14 protein-coding genes and 1 tRNA gene are annotated in these 14,604 nt (G+C 69.9%); 7 read left to right on the forward strand and 8 right to left on the reverse strand.

The window, feature by feature from the left end:
- Nucleotides 1-4: 4 nt before the first annotated feature.
- The 4 genes from acpM to aceE all read right to left on the reverse strand — a co-directional run bounded on the left by acpM (nucleotide 5) and on the right by aceE (nucleotide 5,622).
- Nucleotides 5-310, reverse strand: a complete 306-nt coding sequence (acpM, locus tag ACQ7HM_RS16265; protein ID WP_235456734.1) for a meromycolate extension acyl carrier protein AcpM — start codon at nucleotides 308-310, stop codon at nucleotides 5-7.
- 117 nt (nucleotides 311-427) lie between these two features.
- Complete coding sequence (locus ACQ7HM_RS16270) at nucleotides 428-1,336, reverse strand: ACP S-malonyltransferase (RefSeq protein ID WP_434217273.1); 909 nt, start codon at nucleotides 1,334-1,336, stop codon at nucleotides 428-430.
- Between the two features lie 202 nt (nucleotides 1,337-1,538).
- Nucleotides 1,539-2,801: a PucR family transcriptional regulator gene (locus ACQ7HM_RS16275; protein WP_434217274.1), complete on the reverse strand. Its 1,263-nt coding sequence runs from the start codon at nucleotides 2,799-2,801 to the stop codon at nucleotides 1,539-1,541.
- 40 nt (nucleotides 2,802-2,841) lie between these two features.
- The gene (gene aceE, locus ACQ7HM_RS16280) at nucleotides 2,842-5,622 is read right to left on the reverse strand and encodes a pyruvate dehydrogenase (acetyl-transferring), homodimeric type (RefSeq protein WP_434217275.1); all 2,781 of its coding nucleotides are present in this window, start codon (nucleotides 5,620-5,622) and stop codon (nucleotides 2,842-2,844) included.
- Nucleotides 5,623-5,894: 272 nt separating this feature from the next.
- On the opposite strand from aceE, the gene ACQ7HM_RS16285 reads away from it, so the two are divergent.
- From ACQ7HM_RS16285 to ACQ7HM_RS16305, 5 genes are all read left to right on the forward strand, one after another.
- Nucleotides 5,895-6,485, forward strand: coding sequence for a hypothetical protein (locus tag ACQ7HM_RS16285; protein ID WP_434217276.1), 591 nt, complete (start codon nucleotides 5,895-5,897; stop codon nucleotides 6,483-6,485).
- 179 nt (nucleotides 6,486-6,664) lie between these two features.
- The gene (locus tag ACQ7HM_RS16290; protein WP_045823321.1) at nucleotides 6,665-7,087 is read left to right on the forward strand and encodes a DUF3052 domain-containing protein; all 423 of its coding nucleotides are present in this window, start codon (nucleotides 6,665-6,667) and stop codon (nucleotides 7,085-7,087) included.
- Nucleotides 7,084-7,620, forward strand: coding sequence for a peroxiredoxin (locus tag ACQ7HM_RS16295; RefSeq protein ID WP_434217277.1), 537 nt, complete (start codon nucleotides 7,084-7,086; stop codon nucleotides 7,618-7,620). Before ACQ7HM_RS16290 ends, ACQ7HM_RS16295 begins: the two co-directional genes overlap by 4 nt.
- An 83-nt stretch (nucleotides 7,621-7,703) precedes the next feature.
- Nucleotides 7,704-7,779: transfer RNA gene (locus ACQ7HM_RS16300), tRNA-Val, on the forward strand.
- 223 nt (nucleotides 7,780-8,002) lie between these two features.
- Entirely contained in the window at nucleotides 8,003-8,140 is a 138-nt protein-coding gene (locus tag ACQ7HM_RS16305; protein ID WP_328858279.1) for a hypothetical protein, read from the forward strand.
- 3 nt (nucleotides 8,141-8,143) lie between these two features.
- Here the strand turns inward: ACQ7HM_RS16305 and ACQ7HM_RS16310 are convergent, their stop codons facing one another.
- Complete coding sequence (locus tag ACQ7HM_RS16310; protein WP_434217278.1) at nucleotides 8,144-9,127, reverse strand: helix-turn-helix transcriptional regulator; 984 nt, start codon at nucleotides 9,125-9,127, stop codon at nucleotides 8,144-8,146.
- Nucleotides 9,128-9,367: 240 nt separating this feature from the next.
- Between ACQ7HM_RS16310 and ACQ7HM_RS16315 the strand changes: the two genes are divergently transcribed.
- On the forward strand, nucleotides 9,368-10,261 hold the full coding sequence (locus ACQ7HM_RS16315; RefSeq protein ID WP_434217279.1) for a YdcF family protein: 894 nt from the start codon (nucleotides 9,368-9,370) through the stop codon (nucleotides 10,259-10,261).
- Between the two features lie 16 nt (nucleotides 10,262-10,277).
- Here the strand turns inward: ACQ7HM_RS16315 and ACQ7HM_RS16320 are convergent, their stop codons facing one another.
- Both ACQ7HM_RS16320 and ACQ7HM_RS16325 read right to left on the reverse strand, forming a co-directional pair.
- Nucleotides 10,278-11,012 (reverse strand): DUF429 domain-containing protein, encoded by a 735-nt coding sequence (locus tag ACQ7HM_RS16320; protein ID WP_434217280.1) that lies wholly within the window; start codon nucleotides 11,010-11,012, stop codon nucleotides 10,278-10,280.
- A 25-nt stretch (nucleotides 11,013-11,037) separates the two neighbouring features.
- Nucleotides 11,038-12,138, reverse strand: a complete 1,101-nt coding sequence (locus ACQ7HM_RS16325) for a hypothetical protein (RefSeq protein ID WP_434217281.1) — start codon at nucleotides 12,136-12,138, stop codon at nucleotides 11,038-11,040.
- A 113-nt stretch (nucleotides 12,139-12,251) separates the two neighbouring features.
- Between ACQ7HM_RS16325 and ACQ7HM_RS16330 the strand changes: the two genes are divergently transcribed.
- Nucleotides 12,252-13,697 (forward strand): acyl-CoA synthetase, encoded by a 1,446-nt coding sequence (locus ACQ7HM_RS16330; RefSeq protein ID WP_434217282.1) that lies wholly within the window; start codon nucleotides 12,252-12,254, stop codon nucleotides 13,695-13,697.
- Here ACQ7HM_RS16330 and ACQ7HM_RS16335 read toward each other — a convergent pair.
- Nucleotides 13,666-14,586: a spermidine synthase gene (locus ACQ7HM_RS16335; RefSeq protein WP_434217283.1), complete on the reverse strand. Its 921-nt coding sequence runs from the start codon at nucleotides 14,584-14,586 to the stop codon at nucleotides 13,666-13,668. The genes ACQ7HM_RS16330 and ACQ7HM_RS16335 overlap by 32 nt on opposite strands.
- Between the last annotated feature and the right edge of the window lie 18 nt (nucleotides 14,587-14,604).

Consider the following 14,604-nt stretch of genomic DNA (forward strand, 5'->3'; position numbering starts at 1 on the left):
TACGTCACTCAGCCTTCTTGTTGGCTTCCACCTGCGCTGCGATGGCGGCAGCGGCCTCGGGGTTCTCGGCCTCGAGCTTCTGGATGTAGCCCACCGCGTCACCGACGGTGCGCAGTCCGGCCAGATCCTCATCGGGGATCTTCACTCCGTACTTGTCCTCGGTCTGCACCGCGATCTCGACCATCGACAGCGAGTCGATGTCGAGGTCGTCGACGAAGGACTTGTCGAGCGTGACCTCGGAGGGCTCAATACCGGTGACCTCTTCGATGATCTCCGCGATGCCGGCAATGAGTTCTTCCTGAGTCGCCACGGGGTGGCTCCCTTCTTGTCGTGTTCGTCCTGAACATGTTCCGGAACGGTGACCTGGCCACCGTCTGGACGGGCGCCTGCGGCGCCTTTCCGGGTACTCCCGCGTGTGCGGGAGCAACTATCCAAGTTCTGTGATGCCCTCGAGGTCGTCGGGCGTCTTCAGGGCGCGCGTGGGCGTGCCCTTCAGTTCGCGCTTGGCGATCCCGGTGAGCGCCCCGGCGGGCGGCAGTTCGATGAGCGAGTCGACGCCGAGCTCGCGCATCGTCGCCGAGCAGAGATCCCATCGCACGGGGTTGGTCACCTGCGACACGAGCCGCGCGAGCGCCTCGACACCGGAGGTGACGGGCTTGCCGTCGAAGTTGGACAGGAGCACAGCGGTGGGATCCTGCGGGGTGATGGCTGCGGCCGCCGCGGCGACCGCGTCCTGGGCCGACGCCATGTAGTGCGTGTGGAACGCTCCGGCCACGGACAGCTTACGGGTTCGCGCCTTCTCCGGCGGGTCGGCGATCAGCGTGTCGATCGCCTCCACGGTGCCGGCGGCGACGATCTGGCCGACGGCGTTGCGGTTGGCGGGCACCAGGTCGAGTTCGGCGAGACGGGCGAGCACCTGCTCCTCGTCCCCGCCGAGAACCGCGGCCATGGTGGTGGGCACCTCGGCACACGCCTTGGCCATCTCGGCGCCGCGGATCGCCGCGAGCGACACGGCCTCGTCGCGGGTGATCACGCCGGTGATGGCGGCGGCGGCCAGCTCACCGACCGAGTGGCCGGCGACGACGACGTCGGAGGGGATCCGATGACGCTTGCCGAGCTCGTCGAACGCCAGCAGTGCCGAGACGACGACGAGGGGCTGGGTGACGGCAGTGTCGGTGATCTCCTCGGCGGTCGCGGTGGTGCCGAGCCGCTCGAGGGGCAGCCCGGTCAGCTTGGACCACGTCGCGACCTGATCGGCCGCACCGGGAAGTTCGAGCCACGGCTCGAGCATTCCGGGAGTCTGGGAGCCCTGTCCGGGCGCAAGCAATGAGAGCACCTGATCAGAGAACACCCTCCGGGCTCCCGATGCTGGTGTGGAGGGCACCGAACCTTGTCGCCGGCTTTTGTGCGGTTCCTACAAACGACTGTGCGGACGTATCCACTTCGTCACCGGTTCGAGATTCGTGATCCGCTACAGGGTCATCTCGTCGTCGGTGGGAAAATACACACAAAATTGTGACGCACGTTACTCATGGGGCTCATGAGAGGGTTCCTTGATGCACTTGGGCCAGACGCCCGACCGTCGATGCGACCCGCAACACGTAGGCATCGCGCGGGTTGGTCGGGTCCCGACCGGTCACCTCGGCGATCCGTTTTAGTCGATATCTGACAGTATTCGGATGCACGAACAGTTCCCGGGCGCACGATTCGACCGATCCGCCCGAATCGAGATACGCATCGAGGGTGTTGGTGAGTGTGTCGCCGCCCTTGGCCAACGGCGTCACCAGGAAGTCATTCAGGGTCCGCACCGCGGCCCGGTCGCCGAGCAGCGCGCGCTCGGGCAGGAGTTCCCAGCTGTGTACCGGCCGCGGGGCCCCGGGCCAGCCCGCGACGGCCTCCATCCCGGCCAACGCCTCCACCGCGCTGCTGTGGGCGGCGCCCAGCGACGGCGTGGTGTGACCGATCACCACGGGTGCGTCGGCGAAATGCGTCAGCAGCGTCGTCACGAACTCGTCCGCCGAGTCCATCTCGCCGCTGACGATGGCCACGAGCAGGGTGCCCTGCACCACCGACAACGCCGACCGGTCGTGCCGTCGCGCGCTGTTGTGGATCGCGAGCGGCACCGACACGTTCTGTTCCGGTGGCGGGTAGCCGACCACCACGGTGGCCGTGGCATCGGAATCCCAGTTCAGGGCGGCGGCACGCGACAGCAGGGTGGGTCCGGTGTCGCCCCGGACGACGGCATCGACGACGAGTGCCTCGACGCGGGAGTCCCAGGCGCCACGGGACTCGGCCGCCGAGGCGTAGATGGCGGCCGCCGCGAACCCGATCTCGCGGCCGTAGCGCAGGACCGACTCGGTCAGGGCCCGCAGCTGCGCGTCGTTGCGCGCGAGCAGCGGCAGCCACTTCTCGAAGAACTCCATGGCGACGCGCACCATCTCCACCGACTGCAACAGGCTGATACGCCGGGTGAGGTCCTGCGGAACCACCTGGAACGCCTGCACGGTGAACTTGAGGTTGCCGTCGGGATCCTGCAACCACTCCACGAAGTTGACCACCGCGGTCTGTACGACCAACTGCACGCTGGCGCGCTGCCCGGCCTCGAACTCGGCGAAATAGGGCAACTGATCCTGCATGGAGTGCACGGCCTCTGTCGCCAGCCGACCGCTGTACTGCTTCACCCGCTTGAGGAGGGTGTCGGGCAACGCGTCGTGCACGTCGGCCGGCGCCGGTACCCGAGCCCCCCGCTCGCTGAACAGGTCACCCGGACTCTGTTCGGGTGCGTGGGGGGTCTCGGTCACCGGTTCACACTAGTGCGCCCCGTGGTCACGTGGCACCGACTCACGCCACGCCCGGATCACTGGTCTGCTCGGGTGCCGCGAGCACGTCGGTGATGTCGTACCGCTGCGCTGCCTCCGCCACGACCGAGGTCTCGAGGTGACCGTCGCGGGCCAGCCCCGCCAACACGCCCACCGCGATCGACTCGGCGTCGACGTTGAAGAAGCGTCGTGCCGCCGGACGGGTGTCGGAGAAACCGAAACCGTCGGTGCCCAGGGTGAGGTACGTGCCCGGCACCCACGCGCGGATCAGTTCGGGCAGCCCGCGCATGAAATCGCTGACCGCGACGAACGGACCCTGGGCCGACGACAGCGCCGAGGTGACGAACGGCTGCTCGTGATCGCCGTCCGGATCGCGCAGCGCCGCCTTCTCGTAGGCGACACCGTCGCGGGTCAGCTCGCCCCACGAGGTCACCGACCAGATGTCTGCGGAGACGTCCCAGTCCTCGGCGAGCAGTTCCTGCGCGCGGACAGCGTCGGTCATCGTGACGCCCGAGACCAGGATGTTCGCCGGGTACTGCTTCTTCTCGGGCGCGGCGTGGCACTTGTAGATGCCCTTGAGGACGCCGGTGACGTCGAGGTCCTCGGGCTGCGCCGGCTGCGAGATCGGCTCGTTGTAGACGGTGATGTAGTAGTAGATGTTCTCCGGGTCGTCGCCGAACATCCGTCCCAGACCGTCGACGACGATGTGCGCCATCTCGTAGGCGTAGGCCGGGTCGTAGGCCACCACCGCGGGGTTGGTCGAGGCCAGGACCAACGAGTGTCCGTCGGCGTGCTGCAGGCCCTCGCCGGTCAGCGTCGTCCGGCCCGCGGTCGCACCGATCACGAAGCCGCGCGCCATCTGATCGGCCGCCGCCCACAGGCCGTCGCCGGTCCGTTGGAAGCCGAACATCGAGTAGAAGATGTAGAGCGGGATCATCGGCTCGTTGTGTGTCGCGTACGAGGTCCCGACCGCGGTGAACGACGCCGTCGAGCCGGCCTCGTTGATGCCCTCGTGCAGGATCTGCCCGACCTCGCTCTCCTTGTAGGCGAGCATGAGATCGGCGTCGACCGAGGTGTAGAGCTGGCCGTTGCGGTTGTAGATCTTCAGCGACGGGAACCACGAGTCCATGCCAAAGGTGCGGGCCTCGTCGGGGATGATCGGCACCACGCGCTTGCCGACCTCCTTGTCGCGCATCAGCTCCTTGAAGATGCGGACCAGCGCCATGGTCGAGGCGACCTGTTGCTTGCCCGAGCCCTTGGCCATGGCCTTGATGACGCCGTCGGTCGCGGGCTTGAGTGCCTTGCTCCGGGTGCGTCGCACGGGAAGGAAGCCGCCGAGGGTCTTGCGGCGATCGAGCATGTACTGGATCTCCGGGGCGTCGGCACCGGGGTGGTAGTACGGCGGCAGGTACGGGTCCTTCTCGAGCTGGGAGTCCGTGATCGGGATGCGGCAGCTGTCGCGGAAGTCCTTGAGGTCGTCGAGGGTCAGCTTCTTCATCTGGTGCGTCGCGTTGCGGCCCTCGAAGTGCTTGCCCAGTGTGTAGCCCTTGATGGTGTGGGCCAGGATCACCGTCGGCTGCCCCTTGTGGGCCATCGCCGAGGCGTAGGCGGCGTGCACCTTCCGGTAGTCGTGACCGCCACGCTTGAGCTTCCAGATGTCGGCGTCGCTGATGTCCTTGACCAGTTCCTTGGTGCGCGGGTCGCGCCCGAAGAAGTGCTCACGGACGAACGCACCGTCGTTGGCCTTGAAACCCTGGAAGTCGCCGTCGGGAGTGGTGTTCATCAGGTTCACCAGCGCACCGTCGCGGTCGGCGTGCAGCAGCGCGTCCCACTCGCGACCCCAGACGACCTTGATGACGTTCCATCCGGCGCCGCGGAAGAACGACTCGAGCTCCTGGATGATCTTGCCGTTGCCGCGCACCGGTCCGTCGAGCCGCTGCAGGTTGCAGTTGACGACGAACGTCAGGTTGTCGAGACCCTCGGTGGCCGCGACGTGTGCGAGACCGCGCGACTCCGGCTCGTCCATCTCGCCGTCGCCGAGGAACGCCCACACGTGTTGCTCGGAGGTGTCGGAGATGCCGCGGTCGTGCAGATAGTGGTTGAACCGCGCCTGGTAGATCGCGTTCATCGGGCCCAGGCCCATCGACACGGTCGGGAACTGCCAGAAGTCGGGCATCAGCCGCGGGTGCGGGTACGACGGCAGGCCGCCGCCCTCGCCGGCGTGGCTGTGTTCCTGACGGAAACCGTCCATGCGGTGTTCGTCGATACGCCCCTCGAGGTAGGCACGGGCGTAGATGCCGGGCGAGGCGTGGCCCTGGATGAAGATCTGGTCGCCGCCGCCGGAGTGGTCCTGGCCGCGGAAGAAGTGGTTGAAGCCGACCTCGTACAGAGCGGCCGACGACGCGTAGGTGGAGATGTGCCCGCCGACACCGACGCCGGGTCGCTGGGCGCGGTGCACCATGATCGCGGCGTTCCAGCGGATGAAGGCGCGGAAGCGTCGCTCGACCTCCTCGTCACCGGGGAACCAGGGTTCGCTCTCGGTGGGGATGGTGTTCACGTAGTCGGTGGAGGTGAGCGCGGGGATCGACACGCGCCGCTCGCTGGCGCGCTCGAGCAGGCGCAGCATCAGATAGCGCGCGCGGCCCGGACCCGCGTGGTCGAGCAGGCCGTCGAACGACGCGAGCCACTCGTCGGTCTCCTGCGGGTCGATGTCGGGAAGGTACGAGGCGACGCCCTCGCGGATGACACGCACCCGATCGCTGCCGGTCGTCTTCGGTGCGTCCTGGGTGGTTTTCTCGGTCACTGGTGAGTGTCTCCTCAAGTCGTCCGGCGCAGGGGAGTGACGGCCGGGGCGTGCGGTGGTCCGGCGGGATGGTGTGTGTTTCGCAGCCGGTGTGGCCTCGGTGCGGGCATGGGTGCGCCCGAGTGGGAGGTACGTCACCAATCGTGCCGTATGTGACCCAGGATTGGTGAAGGTGTGGCGCACCTCGCCGGTACGGACACCGATCGTGGGAGGTGGGACCGGCGCGACGGCGGTGTTGTGACCGCGGTGAGCGCTGGGGCACTATCTCCTGTGTGAATCGACTCCGGGGGTGCGGCTCGGTCCGCGCACGCGCCGTCGGCGCGGTCGCGACGGGCGCCCTGTGCGTCGTGCTCGCGGCCTGCGCGACGACGGTCGACGGGTCCGGTCGTGTCGATCCGGTGCAGGTCTCGGAGTATCTCGCCACCCGGTCCTCGGCGGCAGCGCGCGCGAGCGCCGATGCGCAATCCGCCGCCGATTACGCGACCTGCGCCGCGGTCACCTCGGCGGCGATGTCGGCCTCGCGCGCCTACAACGCGTTCGTGGCGCGGCTGAACTCCACGCAGTCGTTCGACGACCTCGCGCGGACCGACGGCGCGGCGGTCGACGCCCTCAACCGTGCGGGATCGGCGGTGAACGGCGCGGTGACCGGCACCACGTCGGAACAGGTCCGCTCCACCGCCGGCGGGTTCGCCGCACGCAGTACCGACCTGGCCCGTGTCGTGGCGGGCAGGCAGCGCGACGCGCTCAACGCCACCTCGACCGCGTGGGAGCGCGCCCGCGACACGGTGTTGTCGGCGTGTGGACCCGTTTCCGGTGGCGGGCCCGTCGCCGCCGAGCCGTCGGCCCCGACACCCGGCGGCTGAACCCCACACCGACACCCCGGCGCAGCACCTCGTCGGGACGCGCCGCGCCGACCACTACTCGGCTTGCAACTTCGCCATGCAGACTGTTCTCTAGAAGAAGTCGAACCGGTACACCGTTGTCGGGTCGAACCGACCGGGTGGAACACACGGTCATGACACGTCACAGGAGGTCATTCGCGTTGGTTGCCGCCGCGCACGGAAGTCGCGCCGAGAAGCTCGGGTTCACCGCCGGAATGGTGGTGCAGGAGCTCGGGTGGGATGACGACACCGACGACGAACTACGCGCCGACATCGAGGATGTCGTCGGGGCGGAGATGCTCGACGAGGACTCCGACGACGTCATCGACGTCGTCGTGCTCTGGTGGCGCGAGGACGACGGCGACCTCGTCGACGCCCTGATGGACGCGATCGGACCTCTCGCCGACGACGGCTACGTGTGGGTGTTCTCGCCCAAGACCGGCACCGACGGCTACGTCGACCCGGCCGAGATCGCCGAGGCCGCCCCCACGGCCGGGCTGACGCAGACCTCCGCGATGAACCTCGGTGACTGGTCGGGTTCACGGCTGGTGCAGCCCAAGGCGCGCACCCCGAAGCGTCCATGACCAGCCCGCCCACCACACCGTTCCTCGACCCCGTGTCCCGCATCGTCGACGACGCCGAACTCCCCGTGGGACCGCTGCAACCCGGTGCGCTCGCACCGGATTTCGAGCTGCGGGACCAGAACAACCAGAAGGTCTCGCTGCGCGCCCACGCGGGCGTGAAGAAGGTGGTCATCGTCTTCTTCCCGCTGGCTTTCACCGGCACCTGCGAGGGTGAACTGGGGGCCCTGCGCGATCGGCTGCCCGACTTCGACAACGACCTCAGCACGGTGGTCGCGGTGTCGGTCGGTCCGCCGCCCACCCACAAGGTCTGGTCCGCGGCGCAGGGGTTCCTGTTCCCGATCCTGTCCGATTTCTGGCCGCACGGCGCGACCGCCCGCGATTACGGCGTGTTCAACGCCCACGCCGGGTACGCCAACCGCGGCACCTTCGTCGTCGGTCTCGACGGTGTCATCACGTTCGCCGACATGGTCGGTCCGGGCGAGGCGCGTGACGACGCCCTCTGGACCCGCGTTCTCGAGGCCGTCGCGACCTGAACGGCCCGGTCGGTCGATTTCGACTCGCCCGCCACGCGCGCTAGATTCGTCTGCGTCGTCGCCCTGTCGGGGCGGTCGCGCGAGCGCGCATAGCTCAGTGGTTAGAGCTCTGGTCTTACACACCAGCGGTCGGGGGTTCGAATCCCTCTGCGCGCACCACCGCGGTCGGCTGCGTTCGGTGCGGGCGCGCCGCAGGCCGCGCATCGCGCTCAATCGGTCCCCGTCGGACGGGGCGGGTGTAGCGTGAGTGACAGAACGGTTCGTCCGGAGCACTCGACGAACCGATTGCGTCGGCGATGGAAATCCTTCGATCGCCGCCTGTACGCCCCGTCGGATCACGCTGGTACGTCGACACGACGAGGGCACGCCCGTGAGGACACCAATGGACTACACCGAACTCTTCTCGCACACATCGGTCTCCGAGGCCCCGGCTACGACCGGTGACGCACCGGCGCACATGCCGGTGTTCTCGGACTCCGATTCGACCAAGGCCCAGCACGATTCGTCCGATCGGCGCTGAGACTCACTCCGTCCGCACCGCATCGAGGTAGCGTCGGCCGATGTCGCTGTGCCGCTGCGCCAGCACGCGACACTCGTCGCGCAGCTCGGCGGGCTCGATCACGGTGAACCCCGCCTCGAAACGGTGGAGCCACCACGCGATCGACTCCATCGACCACCCGAACAACCTTATCTCGCACGAGGTCTCGTCTCCGGCCTCGATGGTGCCCCACTCGTCGTAGACCATCGGGGCGATCTCGCTCGCCGGGGCGTGCACCCGCACCCGCGCGACCGCGGCCCGTGCGATCGCCCCGAGACTCGCCGCCACGTACGCCGCTGCCCCGCCCTCGGGGAGTGGGCGCGGGGTGAACCGCGGACCGGTGGGTATCACCGGACTCACCCGGTCGACACGAAACGATCGCCAGTCGTCTCGACCGCTATCCCAGGCGAGCAGGTACCATCGAGAACCGTTGCGCACCAGTCGATACGGCTCCACCTCCCGTCGCGAACGAACCCCGGAACGGTCCGCGTAGTCGAAGCGCAGGCGCTCGGTCCGGTGGCAGACCGCCGCGAGGTCCGACAACACGGTCGCGTCGACCGATGACCGGGGTCGACGCGACGACACGGTGTCCACCTGGAGCGCGTCGAGTCTATGGCGCAGACGCGACGGCATGACCTGCCGTAGCTTCGCCACCGCACGTGCCGCGGCGTCGTCGAGTCCGGTGACCGAAGCGGTTGCCCCCGACTGCAATCCGACCGCGACGGCGAGTACCTCGGAGTCGTCGAGGAGAAGCGGCGGCATCTGCGCACCGGCGCCGAGTCGGTAGCCGCCACCGACGCCCACCGTCGCGTCGACGGGGTAGCCGAGTTCCCGGAGCCGGTCGACGTCGCGACGAACGGTTCGCGTCGTCACGTCGAGACGGTCCGCGAGGTCGGAACCCGACCAGTCCTGACGCATCTGCAGCAGCGAGAGCAGGCGGAGCAGCCTCGCGGAGGACTCGATGACCATGCAGGCCAGTCTCCCAGACATTGCGGACAGAAACGGTCCGCAATGGGCAGCTGCGTGGGTCCGACTGTGTGTACCGGCCGACGCCACGCCGCGTCGATGCGCACCCGTGATGGTTCCGTGTCACTTCTGTGCTCATGGGCCACATCAGCCCCAGTAACCTCACGGCTGATCCCACTCTGTCGTCCCCGCGATCGGTCGTGGGTCGCATCCAGACGACTCGGGGAGCGAAAGGAACACAGCATGCGGGTGTGGACGCGTCTGCAGAACCTGACCATGACGCTCGGTGTGGCGGTGGTGTGCGCGGCGGGCCTCGGAGCGGGCCAGGCGCTGCTCGTCCCCGCGGTGGCCTCGGCCGCGCCGACCACGTCGCTCTACAACTCCGCGCAGGCCAAGTTCGCCCATCGCGATGTCCCGGGCGGGCTCGGTGACATCGCCGCGCTGCTGCGGATCGCGCCCAACGATGCCCAGGCGCTTGCGCTACAGGCGATCTGGGCCGACTACGTGTACGACTTCCCGCTGAGAGCCGGAGCGCAGGGCCGCCTGAACGCGGTGTCGCCGGCCACGGCGGCGGGGGTCAACCGTGTGTTCGGCGCCATCGGTGCCGGTGTCGCGACCCTGCCCAATCCGTTGCCCAACGTGGTCGGCCCCCAGACGGCGATCGTGGCGCTGGGATACGGGTTGCTCGACAACGGGGCGATGCGACCCGAGCTCGAGCAGCGCATGGGCGCGGTCTGGCGCCAGGCGATCATCGCGCCGTTCTCGCCCATCGTGGTGACCGGCGGAGCGCCGCACAACGGCATCACCGAGGCCGCCGCCATGCGGAGCTGGCTCGTGGCCCGGGGGATACCGGCCTCGCGCATCATCACCGAGTCGCGGGCCGGGTCGACGGTGCAGAACGCGCTGTTCACCGCAGCGATGGTCAAGCCGCGAGGGATCGTCAACGCCGTCGTGGTCAGCAGCGCGAATCACGTCCGCCGCGCGGTCACCGACTTCGTCATCGCGGGCCTCCCGGTCGTCGGCGTCTCGTCGCAGGTCGACGGCTGGCTGGAGGCGGTCGTCCCGCCGTTGCGCGATGCCCAGTTGTCGATCTACGTCGACGCCACCCGCACGTTCGGGTTGCCCGCCACCCGCTGACCCGAGCGAGCCGCTGTCAGCCCGTGACGAGCTCGGACAGATCGATCCGCGGCAGGTGGATCCAGCCCTCCCGCGCGGCGACATCGGCCATCTCCGCCGACGGGAGCAGCGTGGCGCCAAGCGCCACCGCGCGGGCCAGCAGCGCGGCGACGACCGCGTCGACGGCGTCGTCGCTGGCGTGACAGAGCGGCGCGAAGTCGCCGAGCTCGAGCCACGGCGCCGCGACCGCGAGGTCAGCGAGCAGTGTGGCGCGGACACCGGTGTTCGCCGATCCCTTGTAGCCGCGCGAACGCAGACCCCACGTCCGCAACGCGGCCGCCGGGTACACCTCGGCGGCCGTGCCGTGCACCCGGTCGGACACATCGAGTGCACGCAGGACACTCGAACACCGCAGGGCCACATGGGCGATCAGATCGGCGGACACGCTCAACGGGATCAGTCCGGTCTCGACCCGCACCACCTCGTCGGTGTGTCGGCGCACGAGCGGCCCCCGCGCGGCGCGCGTGTTCAGCGGACCGGTGGTGGGCGCCCCGCCGTGATGATGGGCCACCACGAACTCCACGAAGGCGTCGGGCCAGCCGAAGGGCGCGTCGACACCGACACGGTCGGCGCCGTCGGCCGCCGCGACGAGAACGGCATCATCGGCCCCGAGGCGCAACGCGGTCACCTCGGCGCGGCCCGCCGCCCACTCGACGACCGCGCACGCCGTCTTCGCGGGTTCGGCGGCGAGGTCCACCCCGACCGTTCGCATCAACCCACCGTAGCGATGGGCCCGCTCAGGCGGCGTCGCGCACCATGATCCGCACCGCGGCGGCGAAGACGGCGTAGAGCGCGTCCCACCCCTCCGAGGCGCGCAGTGCCGCGCCGGCTCCCTCGGTGTCCCCCGAGGCGGTGGCGGTGTCGGCACGGTGGAGCCACTGCAGCGACTGCGTCCGGCAGACCTCCATCGAGTCGACGGCGGCACCACGATCGGTGCCGCAGAGCCCCGCGGCGTCGGCGGCGTCCGGAAGCGTCCCGGTGCGGCCCCGGTCGACCGCCACACGCAGCGCCGCCGGCATCGCGATGTCGTCGGTGGCCGACGGTGTGGTGAGAGCGGCTGTGAGGGAGGGCAGTTCGTCGGTCATGAAGGCATGCCACCGGTCGATGGCCGCACCGATCGCGGTCCGCGGGTCGGAGCCGAGCTCGACGGCGAACTCCACATCGACCACGGAGCCGTCGACGACGAGGTCGAAACCCGGCCACGTGCCGACCACCGCACGGGCGTGATCGACGGCGTCGGGATCGACCGCGCCCCGGATGGTGGTCCACAACATCGCGCTGCGTTGCGGGCCCCACACCTGCAGGTGGGCGGTCGCCTCGGGGTAGGTCAGTTCGACGGCGTCGTGCACGTCGATACCGACGACACCGGCGAGCCGGTCGCGCACCACGCGACCGACCACACGCGACAATCCTGCCGAGGGGTGGTCGGCCATGGACTGCGCCCGTGCCCGCAGCGACGCATCGTCACGCAGGAAGCTCGGGTGCGGCAGCGCGAGCAACGTACGGGCCAGTTCCACGGCCTCACCGACGAGGGAGGCGATCGCGTCGTGGTCGACGATCCGGACGAGGTGTCCGCCGTCGGCGTCCGACCAGCCCGGCGGCACCGTGATCGCCGCACGTCCGCCGGCCGGGACGGCCACGATCGCGCACACCATCCCGGTGGGCAGACGGCGGAAGCGCAGATCGCTCGCCGAACCGGACGTGACGTGCTCGCGGCTGAGGTCGATCGCCTGATCGTCACGAGGGGCGCTCAACCGCTCGGTGAGCGCCGCCGCGAATCCCGCCCAGGCGCGGTCGATCACGTCGTCGAAGTCGACATCGGTGGTGGGCGACGACATGGCGGCTCCTCGGGGCTGGTGCGACGCCACCGGCGACGGTGGGACGCGGTGGTTGCTCGTGGCCCGAGACTAGGTGGGGGTACCGACAGAACTCGGTGTGCGACAGTGGCGGGGTGCTGTTCCCTCTCCTGACACCGGGTTTCGTCGCCGACCGACCGGACGTCCCGGCCTTCGTGACCGTGGGCGACGAGACGTTCTCCCACGCCGACATCGTCGGGGCGGCGACGTCGGCCTCCGAACGCCTCGGTGGGTTGAGCCGCGTCGCGGTCGAGGCGGTGCCGTCGATGCAGACCGTGGTCGCGGTGGTCGCCGCGCTGCTGGCCGGTGTGACCGTTGTGCCGGTCGCGCCCGACAGCGGCGACGCCGAACGCCGCCACGTCCTCGACGACTCCGGCGCGCAGGCATGGCTGGGTGCGGCACCGACCGATCCGTGCGACCGCCCCCACCTGCCGGTGCGGCTCTACGCCCGGTCGTGGCACCGGCACCCGCAGCCGCCCGCCGGCACCGTGGCGATGATCATGTACACCTCCGGCACCACCGGGGCGCCGAAGGGCGTGGTGAGCACCCACGGGTCGCTCGCGGCGGGCATCGACGCCCTCGCCGACGCCTGGGCCTGGACCCGCGACGACACCCTCGTGCACGGGCTGCCGCTGTTCCACGTGCACGGACTGATCCTCGGGCTGGTCGGACCGCTCCGGGTGGGCAGTCGACTCCATCACACCGTGCGACCGCGGCCCGACGCCTACGCCGCCGCTGCGCAGGGCCCCCACCCGGGCACGATGTACTTCGGTGTCCCGACCGTGTGGTCGCGGATCGTCGCCGAGCCCGACCACGCGCGTGCCCTGTCCGGCGCCCGACTGCTGGTCTCGGGCAGCGCGCCACTCCCGCCGACGGTGTTCGACGCGGTGGCCGAGCTCACCGGGCACGAACCCGTGGAGCGCTACGGCATGACCGAGACGCTCATCACGCTCAGCGCCCGGGCCGACGGCCCGCGCAGGGCGGGGTGGGTCGGATCCCCGGTGGCCGGGGTCCGCACCCGTCTGCGAGACGAGGCCGGCGACGAGTTGCCCCAGGACGGCGACGCGGTCGGCGAGCTCCTCGTGCAGGGTCCGATGCTGGGGGTGGGATACCTCGACCGACCCGAGGCGACCGCCGCCTCGTGGCTCCCCGACGGCTGGTTCGCCACCGGTGACGCGGCGTCGATCGAGCCCGACGGGACGCATCGGATCGTCGGCCGGTTGTCCACCGATCTCATCAAGTCCGGCGGGTACAGGGTCGGTGCGGGCGAGGTCGAGGCGTCGTTGCTCACGCACCCGTCGGTGGCAGAGGTGGCGGTGGTCGGTCCGCTCGACGACGACCTGGGCCAGCGGATCGTCGCCTACGTCGTGGCCCACCCCGACGTCGCGACCGATGCCGCGGCGGCCGCGACGCTGATCGACCACGTCGCCGCCGCGTTGTCGGTGCACAAACGACCCCGCGAGGTGCGGTTCGTCGACGCGTTGCCCCGCAACGCCATGGGCAAGGTCGTCAAGAAGGCGTTGCTGGGGACGTCGGACTGAATCCGTCGCCCGTCTCCTCGGCCCGGTTCGCGTCGTGCAGGACGCCTGCGCCGGCGGCGAATCGGCGGGTGTCGGCGTCGTCGCGCATCGACGCCGGGACGGCCCCTGCGAGCAGTGCCTTGACCACCGCGGCCGAGACGTCGATCGCGTCGTCGCTCGCGGCGATGATGATGTTCCCGTAGCGCCTGCCCTTGAGCATCGCCGGATCGGCGACGAGCGCGACGTGGGCGAATCGTGCGGCGATCGTGGCGATCTCGGCGCGGGCCCCGGCCAGATCTCGCGTGTCGGCGCAGTTCGCGATGTAGAGCCCGCCGGGGCGCAACACACGGTGCACCTGTTCGGTGAACTCGGCGGTCGTGAGGTCGACCGGAGTCGTCGCGCCGGCGAACACGTCGCGGATGACGATGTCGCGACTGTCGGTGTGCAGAGCGGTCGTCACCTCGCGCGCGTCGCCGACACGCAGGCGCAGTATCGGTGCCCGGGGCAGATCGAATCGGTCACGCACCAGTGTCGCCAGCGCGGCGTCGATGTCGACGGCCACGTGCCGCGACCGCGGGTACGCCGCGGCGATCCGGCGGGCCATCGTGCAGGCGCCGGCCCCGAGATGCAGCACCCGCAGGGGGTCGTCGGAGTGGTGGCGGTCATCGACGAGCGCCGCGATCCAGCGCATGTACTCGAACTCCAGACGCAGCGGATCGTCGGCGATGTGCGAACTCTGCACGCCGTTGACCTCGATCAGCCAGCCGGTCCCGTCGTCGTCGGCGGTGATCCGCGCGGTGCCGGTGTCGATGTCGACGACGCCGTCGGGGGTGGCCGCCGCGTCGTCGGCGCCCGGGGCGCCCGTCGCCGTCCGGGCGGGTGCCCTGCGCGGGTGTCGTCGTCCGGCCACGCCCACGACCCTACGGGC

Source organism: Williamsia sp. MIQD14 (assembly GCF_051025635.1).
Lineage (GTDB): Bacteria > Actinomycetota > Actinomycetes > Mycobacteriales > Mycobacteriaceae > Williamsia_A.

Excerpts from the sequence above, each read along its gene's own strand:
- ACQ7HM_RS16295 (WP_434217277.1), top strand. The coding sequence starts at position 7,084 with ATGACCAGCCCGCCCACCACACCGTTCCTCGACCCCGTGTCCCGCATC.
- ACQ7HM_RS16325 (WP_434217281.1), bottom strand. The coding sequence starts at position 12,138 with ATGTCGTCGCCCACCACCGATGTCGACTTCGACGACGTGATCGACCGC.
- ACQ7HM_RS16310 (WP_434217278.1), bottom strand. The coding sequence starts at position 9,127 with ATGGTCATCGAGTCCTCCGCGAGGCTGCTCCGCCTGCTCTCGCTGCTG.
- ACQ7HM_RS16305 (WP_328858279.1), top strand. The coding sequence starts at position 8,003 with ATGGACTACACCGAACTCTTCTCGCACACATCGGTCTCCGAGGCCCCG.
- ACQ7HM_RS16320 (WP_434217280.1), bottom strand. The coding sequence starts at position 11,012 with ATGCGAACGGTCGGGGTGGACCTCGCCGCCGAACCCGCGAAGACGGCG.
- ACQ7HM_RS16315 (WP_434217279.1), top strand. The coding sequence starts at position 9,368 with ATGCGGGTGTGGACGCGTCTGCAGAACCTGACCATGACGCTCGGTGTG.